The organism is Massilia sp. CCM 8734 (assembly GCF_011682155.1).
Taxonomy (GTDB): domain Bacteria; phylum Pseudomonadota; class Gammaproteobacteria; order Burkholderiales; family Burkholderiaceae_D; genus Telluria_A; species Telluria_A rubra.
Genome location: NZ_WHJI01000006.1, coordinates 224,223 through 240,157, shown reverse-complemented (window position 1 = coordinate 240,157; position 15,935 = coordinate 224,223). Strand labels below are relative to the sequence as shown.

16 protein-coding genes, 1 tRNA gene and 1 pseudogene are annotated in these 15,935 nt (G+C 63.5%); 3 read left to right on the top strand and 15 right to left on the bottom strand.

Annotation, left to right across the window (positions count from 1 at the left end):
• The 5 genes and pseudogenes from F2P46_RS08635 to F2P46_RS08615 all read right to left on the bottom strand — a co-directional run.
• Positions 1-184: transposase (locus F2P46_RS08635; RefSeq protein ID WP_229509173.1), on the bottom strand; the 184-nt coding region annotated here is incomplete at its 3' end.
• Positions 185-307: 123 nt separating this feature from the next.
• Positions 308-1,021, bottom strand: a complete 714-nt coding sequence (locus F2P46_RS08630; RefSeq protein WP_267875839.1) for a DUF4351 domain-containing protein — start codon at positions 1,019-1,021, stop codon at positions 308-310.
• Positions 1,022-1,118: 97 nt separating this feature from the next.
• Positions 1,119-1,340, bottom strand: a pseudogene (locus F2P46_RS38785) (Rpn family recombination-promoting nuclease/putative transposase); the annotation flags it as partial.
• 74 nt (positions 1,341-1,414) lie between these two features.
• Positions 1,415-2,422 carry an Rpn family recombination-promoting nuclease/putative transposase gene (locus tag F2P46_RS08620; RefSeq protein ID WP_166887546.1) on the bottom strand — a complete coding sequence of 336 codons (1,008 nt, stop codon included), beginning with the start codon at positions 2,420-2,422 and terminating at the stop codon, positions 1,415-1,417.
• A gap of 74 nt (positions 2,423-2,496) precedes the next feature.
• Positions 2,497-3,528, bottom strand: a complete 1,032-nt coding sequence (locus F2P46_RS08615; protein WP_166887543.1) for an Rpn family recombination-promoting nuclease/putative transposase — start codon at positions 3,526-3,528, stop codon at positions 2,497-2,499.
• 260 nt (positions 3,529-3,788) lie between these two features.
• Here F2P46_RS08615 and F2P46_RS08610 point away from each other — a divergent pair, with 260 nt between their 5' ends.
• Entirely contained in the window at positions 3,789-4,574 is a 786-nt protein-coding gene (locus F2P46_RS08610; RefSeq protein WP_166887540.1) for an ABC transporter substrate-binding protein, read from the top strand.
• Between the two features lie 8 nt (positions 4,575-4,582).
• Here F2P46_RS08610 and F2P46_RS08605 read toward each other — a convergent pair whose 3' ends face one another.
• The 8 genes from F2P46_RS08605 to F2P46_RS08570 all read right to left on the bottom strand — a co-directional run bounded on the left by F2P46_RS08605 (position 4,583) and on the right by F2P46_RS08570 (position 11,522).
• The gene (locus F2P46_RS08605) at positions 4,583-5,623 is read right to left on the bottom strand and encodes an RNA methyltransferase (RefSeq protein ID WP_166887538.1); all 1,041 of its coding nucleotides are present in this window, start codon (positions 5,621-5,623) and stop codon (positions 4,583-4,585) included.
• An 80-nt stretch (positions 5,624-5,703) separates the two neighbouring features.
• Positions 5,704-6,666 carry a hypothetical protein gene (locus F2P46_RS08600; RefSeq protein ID WP_166887536.1) on the bottom strand — a complete coding sequence of 321 codons (963 nt, stop codon included), beginning with the start codon at positions 6,664-6,666 and terminating at the stop codon, positions 5,704-5,706.
• A gap of 78 nt (positions 6,667-6,744) precedes the next feature.
• On the bottom strand, positions 6,745-7,539 hold the full coding sequence (locus F2P46_RS08595; RefSeq protein WP_166887533.1) for a hypothetical protein: 795 nt from the start codon (positions 7,537-7,539) through the stop codon (positions 6,745-6,747).
• Between the two features lie 42 nt (positions 7,540-7,581).
• Positions 7,582-8,091, bottom strand: coding sequence for a hypothetical protein (locus F2P46_RS08590; RefSeq protein ID WP_166887530.1), 510 nt, complete (start codon positions 8,089-8,091; stop codon positions 7,582-7,584).
• Positions 8,092-8,099: 8 nt separating this feature from the next.
• Positions 8,100-8,984, bottom strand: coding sequence for a CsgG/HfaB family protein (locus tag F2P46_RS08585; protein ID WP_166887527.1), 885 nt, complete (start codon positions 8,982-8,984; stop codon positions 8,100-8,102).
• Complete coding sequence (locus F2P46_RS08580; protein ID WP_166887524.1) at positions 8,981-9,412, bottom strand: curli assembly protein CsgF; 432 nt, start codon at positions 9,410-9,412, stop codon at positions 8,981-8,983. Before F2P46_RS08580 ends, F2P46_RS08585 begins: the two co-directional genes overlap by 4 nt.
• 40 nt (positions 9,413-9,452) lie before the next feature.
• Complete coding sequence (locus F2P46_RS08575) at positions 9,453-9,911, bottom strand: CsgE family curli-type amyloid fiber assembly protein (protein ID WP_166887522.1); 459 nt, start codon at positions 9,909-9,911, stop codon at positions 9,453-9,455.
• A 492-nt stretch (positions 9,912-10,403) separates the two neighbouring features.
• On the bottom strand, positions 10,404-11,522 hold the full coding sequence (locus tag F2P46_RS08570) for a PEP-CTERM sorting domain-containing protein (protein WP_166887518.1): 1,119 nt from the start codon (positions 11,520-11,522) through the stop codon (positions 10,404-10,406).
• 155 nt (positions 11,523-11,677) lie between these two features.
• On the opposite strand from F2P46_RS08570, the gene F2P46_RS08565 reads away from it, so the two are divergent.
• Positions 11,678-12,280, top strand: coding sequence for a hypothetical protein (locus F2P46_RS08565; RefSeq protein WP_166887515.1), 603 nt, complete (start codon positions 11,678-11,680; stop codon positions 12,278-12,280).
• 128 nt (positions 12,281-12,408) lie between these two features.
• On the opposite strand, the gene F2P46_RS08560 is transcribed toward F2P46_RS08565, so the two are convergent.
• Positions 12,409-12,495 (bottom strand) — tRNA-Leu (locus F2P46_RS08560).
• Between the two features lie 426 nt (positions 12,496-12,921).
• Between F2P46_RS08560 and F2P46_RS08555 the strand changes: the two genes are divergently transcribed.
• On the top strand, positions 12,922-13,986 hold the full coding sequence (locus F2P46_RS08555; protein ID WP_166887512.1) for a DUF418 domain-containing protein: 1,065 nt from the start codon (positions 12,922-12,924) through the stop codon (positions 13,984-13,986).
• 189 nt (positions 13,987-14,175) lie between these two features.
• Here F2P46_RS08555 and F2P46_RS08550 read toward each other — a convergent pair whose 3' ends face one another.
• Positions 14,176-15,897, bottom strand: a complete 1,722-nt coding sequence (locus F2P46_RS08550) for a glycosyltransferase (RefSeq protein WP_166887509.1) — start codon at positions 15,895-15,897, stop codon at positions 14,176-14,178.
• Positions 15,898-15,935: the final 38 nt, after the last annotated feature.

The window sequence follows — 15,935 nt, the reverse complement described above, 5'->3', positions numbered from 1 at the left end:
CGTAACTCTGATGGCGCCGGTCGGGCAAAGCTGCGGCCAAGCGCTTGGTCAGGCCGATCTGAAGGTCAACGCCGCGCAGCAGGACCGGACCGAGATCAGACGACAAACCGCCACCGGCGAAATCGGCACGGACGCTGTGGGCTGGAATCGATGCAAAACGTAGCTGCTCTGAGGTAGAATTCATGCCGGGCAAGGTGCGTTCGTGTTGAAATTGTGTTTTAGGGATAACTCACATTTTATCAATCACTTACGGCATTCTTGCCCTTTTTTATGCAAAATTCAGGCTAGGGCGCGGCCAGACGCGGAGCTAGCTTGATGCCGCACCGTTGCCGAATACCGCCTCCAGGCCAGGGGCGTCGAGGCTGCGCTCGAACCATTGTTCGAGTTGCGCAAGGCTAGCCTGGCCGATGCGCTGTTCCACCGGCTCCGGCAAGTTGCCGAAGCGCTTGCGCAACAGCTGCGTCAGCACGCCACGCAGGGTACTGAGTTGTCCTTCTGTTTTGCCTTCTGTCAGACCTTCTGTCCTGCCCTTGGCCCAGCCTTCAGCCTGCCCTTTTTCGTTTCCCTTCTGAAAGCCGATGTTTGCGAATTCCTCGGCCCAGGTTGCATATTTACGTCCCATGTCGGTGACCTCCTCTGCACTGTCTAACGTGAACGACGCTGGCTCGCCGCGCCGCTTCGCCAGGCATTCAATCCATACCTCCACCGAGCGCATCAAGCTCGCTTGCGGCGCATCGTTGAACCAGGTGACGAGCGCGGGCAAGATCGTGTTTCTGACCTCGGAAGCGCTCGAAAGTTCCATCCGAAATAGCAGCGCCAGCAGGGTGACATTGGCTTCCAGCGCCGCCATGTCCAGGCGCTGCTGGTCGATCAGGACGTAGCGCTGGGATGGCTGGAACGGCGCCAGTTCGGTGGACGCGTCCATGAGCAGCGTGGCCAGGTCGGTGCTGGCGCTCCAATGCGGCACGCCGTTGTAGAACACCAGCGGCAGCACCGGCGGCAAGTGCAAAGACGGCGGCAATTGATGCCGCTTGACCAGGTTCTGGCACAGCAAACCCACAATAGTTCTGCATGCGCAGCGCCATCCAGCGGTCCACGCCGGACTGGAATTCGAGCAGGATGTACACGTACAGGAATTGCTCTCCGATCCGCACGCGCCAGACTATATCGTTCTGGCGCCCCGCCAGACGCTCGCTCACATACACCGGATCGACCGGTTCGAAGGAGGACAGCGCGACATCGTCAAACAGCTTGAACGGCGTGAAGTTCGTGACCAGCTCGCGCACCAATTCCGGATGGGCGAACAGCGAACGGTAAGCGAGGGCGTGATGAGCGGGCATGAGGCATTCTAGCCAGCGAACCCGCTGAACCTTTGCGCTGCGTCAGTCGTGCGCGGCGCTTCCTTTGGTCAGCGTTAGGCCGACGCCGCTTTGTCGCCGAAGACGGCATCCAGACCAGACGCGTCCAGGCTGCGCTGGCACCACTGTTCGAGGTCCGCCTGGTTGGCTGCGGCGATGCGTTGCGCCGCCGTTTCCGGCAGGTCGCCGAAACGCTTGCGCAACAGATGCGTGAGCACGCCGCGCAGGGCGCTTAGTTGCCCTTCGGTCCTGCCCTTGGCCCAGCCTTCAGCCTGCCCTTTTTCGTTTCCCTTCTGAAAGCCGATGTCTTCGAATTCCTCGGCCCAGGTTGCATATTTACGTCCCATATCGGCTATCTCCTCCGTACTGTCAAATGTGAACGATGCCGGTTCGCCGCGCCAACTCGCCAGGTTCTCGATCCACGCTCCGACCGAGCGCATCAGGCTGGCCTGGGGCGCGTCCTGGAACCAGGTTGCCAGCGCCGGCAAGACCTTGTTTCTGACCTCGGAAGCGCTTGAAAGTTCCATCCGAAACAGGAGCGCCAGCAGGGTGGCATTGGCTTCCAGCGCCTCGGCATCCAGGCGCTGCTGGTCGATCAGGACGTAACGCTGGGATGGCTGGAACGGCAGCAGCTCGGTGGGCGCGTCCATGAGCAGCGTGGCCAGGTCCGTGCTGGCGCTCCAATGCGGCACGCCGTTGTAAAGTACCAGCGGCAGCACCGGCGGCAGCTGCAACGACGGCGGCAATTGATGCCGCTTGACCAGGCTCTGGCACAGTAAACCAACATAGTTCTGCATGCGCAGCGCCATCCAGCGGTCCACGCCGGACTGGAATTCGAGCAGGATATACACGTACAGGAATTGCTCTCCGATCCGCACGCGCCAGACGATATCGTTCTGGCGCCCCGCCAGACGCTCGCTCACATACACCGGATCGACCGGTTCGAAGGAGGACAGCGCGACATCGTCAAACAGCTTGAACGGCGTGAAGTTCGTGACCAGCTCGCGCACCAATTCCGGATGGGCGAACAGCGAACGGTAAGCGAGGTCGTGATGAGCGGGCATGAGGCATTCTAGCCAGCGAACCCGCTGAACCTTTGCGCTGCATCAGTCGTGCGCGGCGTTTCCTTTAGTCAGCGTTAGGCCGACGTCGCTCTGTCGCCGAAGACGGCATCCAGACCCGGCGCGTCCAGGCTGCGCTGGCACCACTGTTCGAGGTCCGCCTGGGTGGCTGCGGCGATGCGTTGCGCCGCTGCTTCCGGCAGGTCGCCGAAACGCTTGCGCAACAGATGCGTGAGCACGCCGCGCAGTGCGCTTAGTTGCCCTTCGGTCCAGCCTTCTGCCTTGCCTTCTGCCCGTCCTTCGATCTTGCCTTCCGCCTTGCCTTTTTCGCTTCCTTTCTGAAAGCCGATGTCTTCGAATTCCTCGGCCCAGGTTGCATATTTACGTCCCATATCGGCTATCTCCTCCGTACTGTCAAATGTGAACGATGCCGGTTCGCCGCGCCAACTCGCCAGGTTCTCGATCCACGCTCCGACCGAGCGCATCAGGCTGGCCTGGGGCGCGTCCTGGAACCAGGTTGCCAGCGCCGGCAAGACCTTGTTTCTGACCTCGGAAGCGCTTGAAAGTTCCATCCGAAACAGGAGCGCCAGCAGGGTGGCATTGGCTTCCAGCGCCTCGGCATCCAGGCGCTGCTGGTCGATCAGGACGTAACGCTGGGATGGCTGGAACGGCAGCAGCTCGGTGGGCGCGTCCATGAGCAGCGTGGCCAGGTCCGTGCTGGCGCTCCAATGCGGCACGCCGTTGTAGAACACCAGCGGCAGCACCGGCGGCAAGTGCAAAGACGGCGCCAACGCATGCCGCTTGACCAGGTTCTGGCACAGTAAGCCCACATAGTTCTGCATGCGCAGCGCCATCCAGCGGTCCACGCCGGACTGGAATTCGAGCAGGATATACACGTACAGGAATTGCTCGCCGATCTTGACGCGCCAGACGATGTCGTTCTGGCGCGCCGCCAGGCCTTCGCTGACATACGCCGGATCGACCGCTTCGAAGCAGGACAGCGCCACATCGTCAAACAGCTTGAACGGCGTGAAGCTCGTGACCAGCTCGCGCACCAATTCCGGATGGGCGAACAGCGAACGGTAAGCGAGGTCGTGATGAGCGGGCATGAGGCATTCTAGCCAGCGAACCCGCTTAATCTTTGTGCTGCATCATTTGTGCGCGAGGCGAACCGCGCGCGCGGAAATCGTCATTCACGCGGACGACGGTCGGCGCGGGCAGCGGCGCTTGCCTGTCCCAGGCGCAGCGCTGTATTTGTGCCGCAACATTGCTCCGCCATCAAAATGGCATCAATTCGTGCTCAGCAGCACGATTGCCGCCAAAAGCCGGGAACTGGTATGCTTGGCCGAGGGAATCGCAAAGGCCAGCCATGGTAAAGCAGTTATTACTTGTTGCGGGATTGCTGGCCGGCTCGCCTGGCCATGCCGGCTTGCGGGACGCCCCGCCGCAGCTCTTCATCACGACCGAATATGCACCGCCGGCCATCATGGTGGAGGGCGAGCGCGTGGCGGGCTACTCATCCGACAAGATCCACGAGATCATGGCACGTACCGGAATGAGCTATTCGATTGACGTGTTGCCCTGGAAACGCGCGTTTACCTCGGCCGTGCAGCGTCCCAACGGCTGCGTCTACGCCACCACGCGCACGCCCGAGCGTGAGCCATTGTTCAAATGGGTGGGGCCGACCGACGAGGGCGCTTGGGTACTGCTGGGGCGGGCCGACCGCAACTATCAGCTGAGCACCCTGGAAGATGCACGCAGGCTGCGCATCGGTACCTACAATGGCGACGTGCGCGACGACTATCTGCGCGCGCGCGGCTTCAAGGTCGATCCGGCCCCGAACGACATGCTCAACCCGCAAAAACTGTTGATGAACCGGATCGACCTGTGGGCGACCGGCCTGCGTCCCGGCGGCGGCGTGCTCGAACAAAACGGCTTCGCGGGGAAGATCGTTCCTGTGCTGGTGTTTAACCAGGTCAAGGCTTATCTTGCCTGCAACCGCGCCGTGCCGGACGCCATCATCGACAAGATGAATGCCGCGCTCGACGCCATGAACCGCGACGGCACCTCGCGCCGGATCGAGCGCAAGTACGACAACTGGGCGCCGCGCAAGGCGAGCGAGGCAGAGGCCGGGCAAGCCGGGCCGGTGCGCTGAACTACCTGTCAGGCCGGATCGGCGCGCTTGAGCGCAATCGTCCTGCGCGCCGGTGCCGCGGCGCGGGCGCGCAGTTGCCCGCAGCCGCCATCGACATCTTGCCCGGCCGAATCGCGCAGCTTGGTCAGCACCCCGCGCCGATGCAAGCTGGCCGCAATCGCGCGCGCACTCTCCCAACTGGGCCGCTTGAACGCCAGGTCCGGGATGGTGTTGTACGGGATCATGTTCAGCACCGCGTACTTGCCTTTTAACAGGCGTACGATGCCGTCGATCTCGTCGTCCCCATCATTGACGCCTTCGAGCAAGGTCCACTGATACTGCACCGGATAACCGGTCAGGCGCGCATACGTTTCCCCCGCCTCGACCAGTTGTTCGGGCGTGATGCGCGGCGCGCGCGGCAGCAACTGCTCGCGCAAGGCGGGCTTGGTGGTGTGCAGCGACAAGGCCAGTGCGGGTTTGACCACGCCCTGCGCCAAACGTTCAAACACGCGCGCATCGCCGACCGTCGAAAACACCAGGTTCTTGTGGCCGATATTGCCTTCCGTGCCCAGCAGATCGATGGCCTCAAGCACATTGTCGAGATTGTGGGCCGGCTCGCCCATGCCCATGAACACCACTTTTTTCACCAGGCGCTGGGTGCGCGCCAGCACCACCTGGGCAATGATTTCGCCACTGCTGACCTGGCGGATCAGTCCTTCGCGTCCGGTCATGCAGAACTGGCAGCCGACCGCGCAGCCGACCTGGCTCGACACGCACACCCCGTCGCGCGGCAGCAGCACGCTTTCGACCGCCTGGCCGTCGGCCAGCCCGACCAGAAGGCGGGCCGAGCCATCTTCGCCGGGATGCGAGGAAATCAGGCGCGCCATGCCTTTCAGCTCGGCGTCGAGTGCGGGAAGAAAGGTGCGTACGGCAAGAGGCAGGAAGTCGTTGGGGCGGCGGCGTCCCTGGTCGTAGGGGCGGCCCTGGACCCAGTCGCGCAGCACGCGCTGTTCGTGCAAGGGCAGGGCGCCCAGGGCGCGCAGGCGCTGGCGGATCGTTGTAAGTTGCATCGCGCTATTTTATTGCATAACGCGATGCGGACGGCAGGATGCGACGAAAACGGCGCGGGTCAGCGCGCCGCCGTGCGCCCTTAGTACTGGACGATGCCGGAATGGTTGTTGCTTCCGTTCTGGTTCAGGCTGGCGGTATAGCCATTCCCGGTTTGCGTGATAAACGACACATTGGCCAGGGAATTATTGGCGTTGGTGCCGGTCTGGCTGACCGTTGCCTTGTTGGCGATGCCGTTCTGCGTCACCAGCGACTGGCTGGCATTGGCGTTCTGGGTCAGGGTGGTGAGGTTGTTGCTGCCTTTCTGATTGATGGTGCTGAGATTCTTGCTACCGGCTTGTTCGGTCAGGGCATTGTTTCCCGTGCCGTCCTGGGCAATGGTCGAATTGACGTTGTTGGCGCTCTTTTGAATCGCCTTGACGTTGTTGCCGGTGCCGGCCTGGTTGACCGTCACGGTGGCGTAGTCGGTTTGCGTCTGCGCCACCGTCACCCCGTTGGCCACGCCGTTCTGGGTGACAAACGCGCCCTGGTGGCCGGAATTGAGCTGGTTGACTGCCAGCTTGTTGTCGCTGCCGGTCTGCTTGGCAATGATCTCGAAGTCGATCACGCCCTGCTGGTCGAGGATGGCGCTGTTTTTCTGGCCGTTCTGCGACAAGGTGGCGTTCGCTTGCGTGGCGCTGTCCTGGCGTACCGTGGCACTGTTTTGATTGCCTGTTTGCAGCAGGGTTGCCGTCGTGCGCAGGGCTTTTTCCTGGCGGATGCCGGCATTGTTCTGGTTGCCCTGCTGGGTGATCGCGGCGCTGATATCCTTGTTGACGCCGATCTGGACAATGCCGCCGGTCTTGGCAACGGAGTCGCCCGCCTTGTTGTTGTCGCCCGTTTGCGAAATCGTGGCCTTGATCAAGCCAGTCGAATTTTGCTGCACCGTATAAGCGTTGTTGCCGGTGCTTTTTTGCGCGGTGATGGAATTGAGTTCAGCCTGGGCCGAGGTGGCGGCAAATGCCAGCGTCAGTGCGCTTGCCAGGGCGGATAAATGAAGTTTCATGAAATGCCTCCGTAAATGGACAGGGTCAGGATGGATACGATTCAGCGACCCCGGTAGCTGAATGCTGTCGATGCGCTGTCAGTACTGATTGACGCCGGCGTTATTGGCCGCGCCGGTTTGCACCAGCGCCGCCGCGAAGCCATTGCCGTGCTGGCTGACCCAAGCCGTGTTCGGCGCCGGGCTGTAGACGGCAACGCCGGTCTGGATGATGCGCGCGCTGTTGTCGCTGCCGGTTTGCGACATGCGCGCATCGTTCCAGGCCAGGTTCTGTGACAGCAGGGCGACGTTACGCGCGCCGTTCTGGGTGATCGTGCTGTTGTTGGCGGCGCCGTGCTGGTAAGTGGCGGCGTTGTTGGCCGTCCCGCTTTGCGTGATCGCCAGGGTGGTTTGTTCGGTGGCGATCTGGGTTGCCGTCGCCCGATTGCCGTTGCCGGACTGGTCGATGCCGAGTTGGGTGAATGCGACGAAGTCTTGCAGCACCGTCGCGGCATGGCGTGTACCGCTTTGCGTGACGAGCGCACTGGCGATGCCGGAATTATTCCGTTGGATCATATCGGCACGATGCGCACTGCCGCTTTGCACAGCACGCAGGTAGATATGCCCGACATCGTTTTGTTCCAGCCTGGCGCTATTGTTTGCGCCATTCTGGGTGATTTGCGCATCGCTGTAATAGACGACGTCCTGCACAATCACGCCGCTGTTGGCATTGCCCGACTGGCGCACGGCGGCGCTGGTTTGCGCGTCCGCATGCTGGTGGACGGCGCTCGTGTTCGCGCTGCCGGTCTGCGTGACGGTGACATAGGCGGCGCTGGCCATATTGGCCGCAACGGACAAGGCGATGCTGGCGGCGAGCGCCGGAAAAAGGGTTTTCATGGAGAGACTCCCGGAGAGGAAAGGGGGCGGTGCGGGATGGATTCAGCGCCCCTGATGCTGAATCAGCGTGGCGGTTTTTCCACTGCCCGACTGGCTTAATCGCGCGTTGCCTTCGCGCCCGTATTGCGCGATGCGCGCCGCGTTCAGGCTGCCATGCTGGTCGACATCGGCGCGGTGGCCGACGCCCTCCTGCACGATGCTGGCCTGGTTATCCTGCCCCGCCTGGCCGACACTGGCGTGGTTGCCCTCGCCGCTTTGCAGCAAGTCCAGTGTGTTGGCGCTGCCTTCCTGGCGCAGCGTAGCGCGCTGCGACAAGCCGCGCTGCGCAAGCTTGATCCGCTGGGCGGCCCCGGCCTGGACCCCCTCGAAAACGTGCTGCCGTCCGGCCTGCTCGATGGTGGCGCTATTGCCCGTGCCTTGCTGGCGCAGCGCCAGGGTATGCGCCGGCGGCACCGCGCCGGCCAGCTCGGACGGCGCCAGGTCGCCCGCGCGCGCCAGGCTGGCCGCGCACAGGCTGGCCAGGGCCAGGGCGGCGCGTAGCCGCAGTGTCATCCGCGCTGTCATGGCTGCACTCCCGCGCCGCTGGCGGCCTGTTTCGCCGGCGCAAAAGGCGCGCGTTCGGCGAGGTAACGTTGCAGCACTGGATTGCTCCACTGCGACTCGTCCTGCAGCGCCCAGCTGCCTTCGCGCAGGCCCTCGACGATCAGGTGGGCGACGCCGGCTTCGAGCGCTTCGCTGACGCACAGCTGGGTCGGCTCGTTGCGCGTCATCCCGCCTTCCAGCTCAAGTAAATTTTTCACATTCACGAACTTAAAGACGCTCGGATGGATCTCATAGGAGTAGATCGTTTTTGTGGTCGACACGCTCTGCAAGACTTGCCCACCGCGAATATCGATGCTGCGCAGGTTCACCGTGACCTGGTCGACCCGGTATTGCGTGCTCATGCCAATGCCCAGGAAGCGTGCGCCCGCGCCGCCGGTGCGTACATTGCTTTCGTAGGCAACAATGCCGCCTTCGATCAGCAGCGACGCGGCCAGCAGCGGCGGAATCTGCACCGGCGCCGCGTCGGCCGGTTGCGGCATTTCCAGCGCGCGCACGATCTTGCGTTCGGTAAGCAGGTTTTGCAGGTTCTCGCGCTCGACCGGAATGAACCAGCCCGACTCCTTGAGCGCCTTGACCAGCATCGACGACGCGCCCTGCGTCACGGCGGTGGAGAACGAGCTGTCCGGGGACGGCTTGTACTGTCCGGTCTGGTCGCGGATGCCATACACGGCAACGGCCACCTTGCCTTTTGGGGCGGGCAGGCTCAGCAGGTCGCGCGTGACCGGCGTGGCGGGCGCCAGTTGCGCCCCGGCCGTCACGGCCGATGGCGGATGGCGGAACGTGCAACCGGCCAGCAGGCTCGCTCCGGCCGCGGCGGCGATCGCCCAGCGCCGGGCGTTCATTGCGCCACCTCGAAGGTGGTGGTGGCGCCCGTGGACCTGTCGGTCGTGGTGATGCGCAACATGCCACCGCCGAGGTCGATGACAGTGATGGTGAAGTTCGCGGTGGAAAAAGTTCCCGGCACCAGCTTGCCATCCTGCCCCAGCAGTTTGGAGGTGGCCGCAGAGGCGAGTTGACTTAGCACAGTGCGTTCGAGCGTTTGATTGAACTGTGCGAGCGGCGACTGGTCGAAGATAGAAGAACCGCCCAGACCCGAGCTTTCCTTGTGCTTGCTCGTTGCGGTTGCACCGGCCAGCAGGTTGGCGCCGTTGGCGGGGTAACCGCCAAACGAGGGGTTCACTGGTTGGTACACGAGTTCGGTCGCGCTGGCACTGCTCGCCAGTACGGCGAAGCACAGCGTGGCTGCGCGAAAAATAGGGTGGAATGGCATGGCTGATTTCCTTACATATACTGAGTGGGTGGAGACAGCGTCAGAATTCGTCGGGCGCCAGGTCGGCGTCGTGGGTGCTCTTGCGCTCGGCGTCGGCTTCCAGCACCGCTTGCCAGGTTCGTTCGGCGGCGTCTTCGCTGAGCGATTTGATGGCCGCGCGGGCGGCCGGCAGGCGCGTTTCGAACACGCGGCGCTGGGCGAAGTCGATGCGCACTTCGCTGCCGCGCCGTGCCGACGGGCGTTCGACGATGGCGAGGGTGAAGCGTTCACTGCCTTCTTTTTCGCGCCACGCGGCCATGAAGTACTGGCAGAAATCATGGCCGGCGACGGTGATCGACTGGCTGGTGACGACGCCGCTGTCGGTGTCGGACGCGAGGGCGCGCCTGCCCTGCTCCAGCGTGTCCCTTGCGTCCTGCGGCGCAGCTTGCCCGGCTGTCGCGCCGATCATGCAGCCGAGCGACAGCGCGCACAGGGCGAGTAGGTTGGTGGTCTTGGGCATACGGCCTCGCGGTTTGTTGTTCTTGTGTTGTGGCCAGAAAAATCGGCGACGGCGGTGCTGATGAGATTCGAGTTTATCGAGCGAGACCCCGCTGGCTTTGATGGCTGTCAAAAGTTCAAGGCCGGGATGTCAAGCGCTTCGGCTGGCTAAAAATCAATACTGGCGCGCGGAAATTTGACCGGGACAAGAGCTGTCCCAAAAGAAAATCGCGCCGCCTTGGGGGCGGCGCGATCACGCTGCGGGGAGGAGGGGATGATGCTAAAAACCTAGTGTCCCGAGTTAGAAATTCGTTGAATAAATATGGCGACAAACGCACCGATACTGCGTCACACATGCTCGCCAGGCCTCGGCCTGTCTGCGCTTTGTTCCTTGTCTCGTTACGATTTCCACATTTAATCATCAACGAATTTCTAACTCGGGACACTAGGGTGGGCGGCAGGCCTGTGTTGGCAGGCATCGCCGCGTGTTGGCGATGCCTGCCTTGCAACCCCGTCAGCGCATTGCACGGCGTCGGCGCGCGGCGTACAGGCCGCACAGCGACAGTGTGACCAGCGCGAGCGTGCCCGGTTCCGGCACATCGCCGCGGCCAGGCAGGGCCGCGCCGGCGATCAGGAAGATATCGCCATAGCCGCCCGTGTCGCACGGCCCGACGGGTTTGCCGTCGGCCAGCGTCGGGCCGGACGTTTTGCCGCCGCTGCCGAAGCAACCCATCCATACCTGCACCGACAGCGTATCGTAGCCGGCGCCTTCGAGTCCTTTCAGATCGAGGCTGGGAATGTAGTTGATGAATTCCACGGCATTCGACGCCTGGTTGGTATTGACCAGCTGGCCGCCCGTGGGGCAGTTGCTGCCGTTCGGGGAGGGATACGATACCGTGTCGCTGACCACGCAGATCGTGCCGACCGTCAGCGCAAAGTCGGTCGAGCCTGGCGTGGTCACGCCGCTGCCGCTGAAGGTCTTTGTCGATTGAAACAGCGACGGATCCTTGAAGATATCCAAGAGGTCGAGTTGCTGCGTTTCAAAGTACTTGTTGGCGAGGTTGCCGTCGGTATCGCGCAGCGTCACCAAGGCCCAGATCGGCAGGCTGGCGGTGCTGTTCTGCGGATTATTGAAGTCGAAAGCGATCATCATCTGGTGGTAGTCGCCATCGAAGGTCAGCTTGCTGTTGAGCGTGGACAGGCCCATGTCCCAGCTGAACGCGGTGTCGTTGGCCAGCAAGCCGTTGTTGGCGGGATCGTTCTGGTCGCCCGTGAAGAAGTAATCCTTGTGGCCGCCGTTGATGGTTTTGAAGCCGTTTTCCGACGGCAGCGCCGCGTCGCCGTTGGCCAGCGTGGCGCCGCCGTTCGATGCGACCACGATCGCGTCGTGCAGCGCGCCCTGCGCCGCGCTGAAGGTATAGTCGCCCGTGAAGCCGCCGGCGCCACTGCCGGACAAGTAGTTCAGTACGCCCGTCGAACACGAAACAAAATTGCCGTAGGTTGCGCAGGCGGAGTTGGGCGTGGGGTAGGTGCCGGAGTAGATTGGCAGCGGTCCTGCCAATGCCGCGTTCGACGCGCTGCCGGCCAATCCCAGCAGCGCAAGTGCGACGCAACGACGTGTGATCGAGTTCATTTTGGGCATCCCATGTGATTATTCTTATCGCATAGATGAGCATGGAACGTGCCAGTTTCATAACTCGTTGTTTTGATTCAGATCATGAAAAGTCTTGCCCGGAATATGTAAAGAATTCCGACAAGTAAATAATATTTTCAAATAGTAATTATTGATTGTCGGGTAAGCAGGGGGTGGTGGGCGCAGGGCGGCTGGTGTCGCGCCTCAGTTTCGTGCAATTGACGGCCGGACTGAATGGCATAAGCGACGCGGCCGGCAACCCGGTCTACGGCATGGCCGCCATCGGGCCAGTCGTCAACGGCTTTTATATGGAAGTGATGATCTACGTCGATACGGTGACCCTGCGCAATGAAATCGGGACCAACACGCAGCAGCCGGACAATACCAGCAGTCTGATCTCGATGTCGGACAACCACCCCAACGATGACCACTACCGGGGCGGCATCTGCGAGCTGGATGACGAGGGGCTGGTGGGCAATATGACGATCCACTGGCGTGCCGCCAGCAGTTCCGCCGCCACCGACTCGGTGATGCTGATGGCCTTCCGGGTCAGCAACGGCAACTGGACCGACCTGGCCTCGATGCCGCTCAAGCTGGCCGACGGCAGCTGGGTAGCCTATGCCAACCCGGTGCCGACCCCCGACACCACCGTCACGTATGCCTTCGATTTCATGATCAACAACTGTACGGTGACGTTCTGGTTCGATCCCTTTATAGGCGATCACGACAAGGACAAGCAAGCCCCGGCGCGCGCCTGACGGGACACGCCGGCCTGCGGGCCGGCGTGTGTCGATGGGCGCCGTTGCAGGACGACGGACAACAAAAAACCCGCTCTCCATGACTGGGGCGGGTTGTAGACGCTGTTCAACTTCAACTTGCTGTGTTTTGGTGCCGGGAGCCGGAATCGAACCGGCACGCTGTTTCCAGCGCGGGATTTTGAGTCCCGTGCGTCTACCTATTCCGCCATCCCGGCAACGCGACCCGCATTATGGCCCATTTGTCCGGTTCAGGCAACTATTTCGCATTTGGCGCCCGCCTGGGCGCACCTTGGGCGACAAGGTCACGCCAGGCCGGGGTGGGTTTCGGACCTCGACAAGCCCGCATCGCCCCAGTCTTGGCGGAGGACGGCGTGCGCTAATTTCAGCCGCTGTTGGCGTTGCGTTGTTGGGTACGAAGGTCATCACGCTGATGCCGCCGATCGCATTGAGCATCCCGACGGCTGCCTCCACCTTGTCATCGTCTTGTTCAGACACACGCCGCTGTCGTTGGTTCCGGAACTTGTGAGACCTGATCAGCGGTTCGAAAACGACGACGACTGATAAGCCACGCTGATCGAAACGCCGTTTTCAACAGGCGCCAACCCCCATGCTACATTATGGTTTTTTCAATGTGACCATTTATGAAACAACGCATCGTCGGCTTCGACCTGGCCCGTGCCCTTGCCGTGATCGGCATGGTGATCGTCAATTTCAAAGTCGTCATGCACGCCAGCGCGCCCGACGCGCCATGGTGGCTGGCGATCTTCGACGCGCTCGACGGACGCGCCTCGGCCCTGTTCGTGGTCCTGGCCGGCATCGGCCTGTCGCTGCTGTCGAAGCGGGCGCGCGAGTCCGGCGACGTGGCCGCACTGCGCGCCGTCCGCAGCGGCATCCTGAAACGCGCCGCCTTCCTGTTCGTCGCCGGCCTGCTGTATGTGCAGGTCTGGCCGGCCGACATCCTCCACTACTACGGCGCCTACATGGTCATCGGCGCGCTCGCGCTGTCGTGGCGCAGCGGCGCCGTGCTGGCCGCCGCCGCCGCCATGCTGGCCGGCTTCGTCCTGCTGGCCGCGCTGTTTGACTACGGCGCCGGCTGGAACTGGGATACGCTCGCCTACGCCGGCTTCTGGACGCCAACCGGCTTTCTGCGCAACCTGTTCTTCAACGGCTTTCACCCGGTGTTCCCGTGGGCCGGCTTCCTGTTGCTGGGAATGGCCCTCGGCCGCGTCGACCTGCAATCGCCCAAGGCGCTGCAGCGGGTCTTCATCGGCGGCCTTGCGATGGGCGTCGCGGCTGAATCGGCGATGCTGATCGGCGCCCTGTTTGCCGCGCCGGCCAGCGGCATCTGGCAGCACCTGTGGTCATCCGGCCCGCTGCCGCCGCTGCCGCTGTACTGGATCGCCGCCGCCGGCGACGCCATGGCGGTGCTCGCGGCCTGCGTCTGGATCGGCCAGCGCTGGCCCAACGCGCGGCTGCTCACGCCCCTGGTGCATACCGGCCAGCTCGCGCTCACCCTGTACATCGCCCACGTCGTCGTCGGCATGGGCGTGCTCGAAGCGCTTGGCCTGCTCAATGGCCGCACGCTCGCCTTCGCGATCGACAGTGCGCTGGTCTTTTCGGCCGTCGCGATCCTGTGCGCGCACCTGTGGCGCCGCCGCTTCGCGCTTGGACCGGTGGAGTGGCTGATGCGGCGCTGTACCGGGTAAGCGTGCGCTTACTTCCGCGCTTAGCCGCCGACGGCGCGCAAGGTGGTCTTGCCGGGCATGGCGCCGCGGCCGATGCGATCAGCGTGCAGTATCGGCACAAGCAGCAGTTGTCGGCGCGCGTGCGCACGCTTGCCGGAGGTGTTCGCCGCCGCCTGAACCTGCCAGGCCAGTGGCTTCAGACCCTCGGGCTCAGGGCGCGCGCTGGTACAGGCGGAAGCGCTCGTCGCGGTCGGCGGCGCGCCGGCCTTCCCACAGCAAGCGCCACTCGGCGCCCGGCGGCGGCTTGGCCGATTCGCGCTCGTCGTGCACCTTCACGCTGTCCTGCAGCAGGATCAGGTCGCACTTGCCGGCGCCGATTTGATCGAACGGCAGCTTGCCGTAAAACGCCAGCGACGCGCGCTGCGGCGCACCCACGTTCGAATTGATGCAGCCGGCATCGGGCGGCAGCGAGGCGGCGATCTGGCGCGCCACGACCGCGTAGCTCTTGCTGTAATTGAAGTCGGGCAGGAACAGCGTCATGAGCAGCACCCACAGCAAAATCAGGCCGCCCGAGGACAGTACCACGGCGCGCCACAGCACCGCCGGCTGGCGCGAGATGCGCCAGTGGACCAGCGCGATCCAGCCGATGGTCGCCCCCAGCGCCACCACGAACGCCAGCACCTCGACTTCCGGGCGGAAGCCCGGCAGCAGCTTGAGTGCGTTCTTGGCCAGCTGCGCCGGCCAGCCGGTCAGCTTGGCGATCCAGAACAGCCAGACGATCGCGCCGAGCATGGTCAGCACCATCACCGAGAACCAGTCGATGGCGTTGATGGCGCCGCGCTTCATGGTCGGCAGCCCGAACGCGGCCATGATGGCCAGCGGCGGCAGCAGCTTGAGCAGGTCGCCGTTTTCCGGCAGCGGATCGCACAGGATCAGCAAGGTGAGCGCGCCGACGAAAAACAGCGGCAGCACGATATGCAGCAGGTGGTCCTGGCGGCGCCACGCGTAAATGGCCCAGCCGGCGAATGGCCAGGCCGGCCAGAAGAACCAGATCCCGACCCGGAAGAAGGTCTTGATCGAGATCCAGCTCGGCAGGCCGATCTGGTTCGCGGTCCAGGCCAGCCAGCCGCTCACGGGATTGACGCCGTACGGCTGGATCGACACGGCCGGCAGCACCCACAGCATGGCGATCGCCAGCGCCGTCAGCACCGCCAGAGCGAGGTGGCGCAGGGTCGGGTTCAAGGGCACCGACAAAAAGCGCGTGCACGCGAATAGGGCCAGCAGCAGGGTGATCGGGGTCAGCAGGCCGCGCGTGAGCACCAGCGCGCCCAGCGACAGGCCGATCAGGACGGCATTGCGCACCGTCTGCGCTTCCACATAGCGCACCGCGCGGTACAGGAAATAGGCGACCAGGCCGCCCTGCAGGGTGACGGCCAGGGTTTCGTGGCTGAACATCAGCAGGCCCAGGCAACCGAGATAGATCAGGGCGGCGGTGTCGGCCAGGGTGCGGCCATAGTCGTCCGGTTCGGGCTGGCCGCCGAAGGCCAGGCGCAGCGGCTGCGCATCCTGGCGCCGGCCCAGGTGGAAGGCGGTCCACCAGACCGAGGCCGTGCCGGCCAAAAAGATGCCGATGGTCGACATGCGCGCCGCCATCATGTCGCCCATGAGGCCGCCGAACAGCTTGATGCACAGCGCCCCCAGCCAGAAGGCCAGCGGGCCGTCGTCCGGCACGCGCATGCCGGCGATATTGGGCAGCAGCCAGTCGGCCAAGCCGCCGTGGGCCATGGTCCACATGATGCCGAAACTGCCGGCATCATCTTTCCAGTCGGCACGTCCGATCAGGCCGGGCAAGATGTACAGCAGGCCCAGCGCAAACAAGGCCCAGCGCGGCAGGGCCAGGGTGGCGGCGGCGGAAAGACGGACGGGTTTCATCGATAACGGGGGCATCGGCAATGGGGAAAAGACGTAGT

Excerpts from the sequence above, each read along its gene's own strand:
- F2P46_RS08605 (WP_166887538.1), bottom strand. The coding sequence starts at position 5,623 with ATGCAACTTACAACGATCCGCCAGCGCCTGCGCGCCCTGGGCGCCCTG.
- F2P46_RS08570 (WP_166887518.1), bottom strand. The coding sequence starts at position 11,522 with ATGAACTCGATCACACGTCGTTGCGTCGCACTTGCGCTGCTGGGATTG.
- F2P46_RS08585 (WP_166887527.1), bottom strand. The coding sequence starts at position 8,984 with ATGAACGCCCGGCGCTGGGCGATCGCCGCCGCGGCCGGAGCGAGCCTG.
- F2P46_RS08620 (WP_166887546.1), bottom strand. The coding sequence starts at position 2,422 with ATGCCCGCTCATCACGACCTCGCTTACCGTTCGCTGTTCGCCCATCCG.
- F2P46_RS08555 (WP_166887512.1), top strand. The coding sequence starts at position 12,922 with ATGAAACAACGCATCGTCGGCTTCGACCTGGCCCGTGCCCTTGCCGTG.
- F2P46_RS08580 (WP_166887524.1), bottom strand. The coding sequence starts at position 9,412 with ATGCCATTCCACCCTATTTTTCGCGCAGCCACGCTGTGCTTCGCCGTA.
- F2P46_RS08575 (WP_166887522.1), bottom strand. The coding sequence starts at position 9,911 with ATGCCCAAGACCACCAACCTACTCGCCCTGTGCGCGCTGTCGCTCGGC.
- F2P46_RS08610 (WP_166887540.1), top strand. The coding sequence starts at position 3,789 with ATGGTAAAGCAGTTATTACTTGTTGCGGGATTGCTGGCCGGCTCGCCT.
- F2P46_RS08550 (WP_166887509.1), bottom strand. The coding sequence starts at position 15,897 with ATGAAACCCGTCCGTCTTTCCGCCGCCGCCACCCTGGCCCTGCCGCGC.
- F2P46_RS08615 (WP_166887543.1), bottom strand. The coding sequence starts at position 3,528 with ATGCCCGCTCATCACGACCTCGCTTACCGTTCGCTGTTCGCCCATCCG.
- F2P46_RS08590 (WP_166887530.1), bottom strand. The coding sequence starts at position 8,091 with ATGACACTGCGGCTACGCGCCGCCCTGGCCCTGGCCAGCCTGTGCGCG.
- F2P46_RS08595 (WP_166887533.1), bottom strand. The coding sequence starts at position 7,539 with ATGAAAACCCTTTTTCCGGCGCTCGCCGCCAGCATCGCCTTGTCCGTT.
- F2P46_RS08600 (WP_166887536.1), bottom strand. The coding sequence starts at position 6,666 with ATGAAACTTCATTTATCCGCCCTGGCAAGCGCACTGACGCTGGCATTT.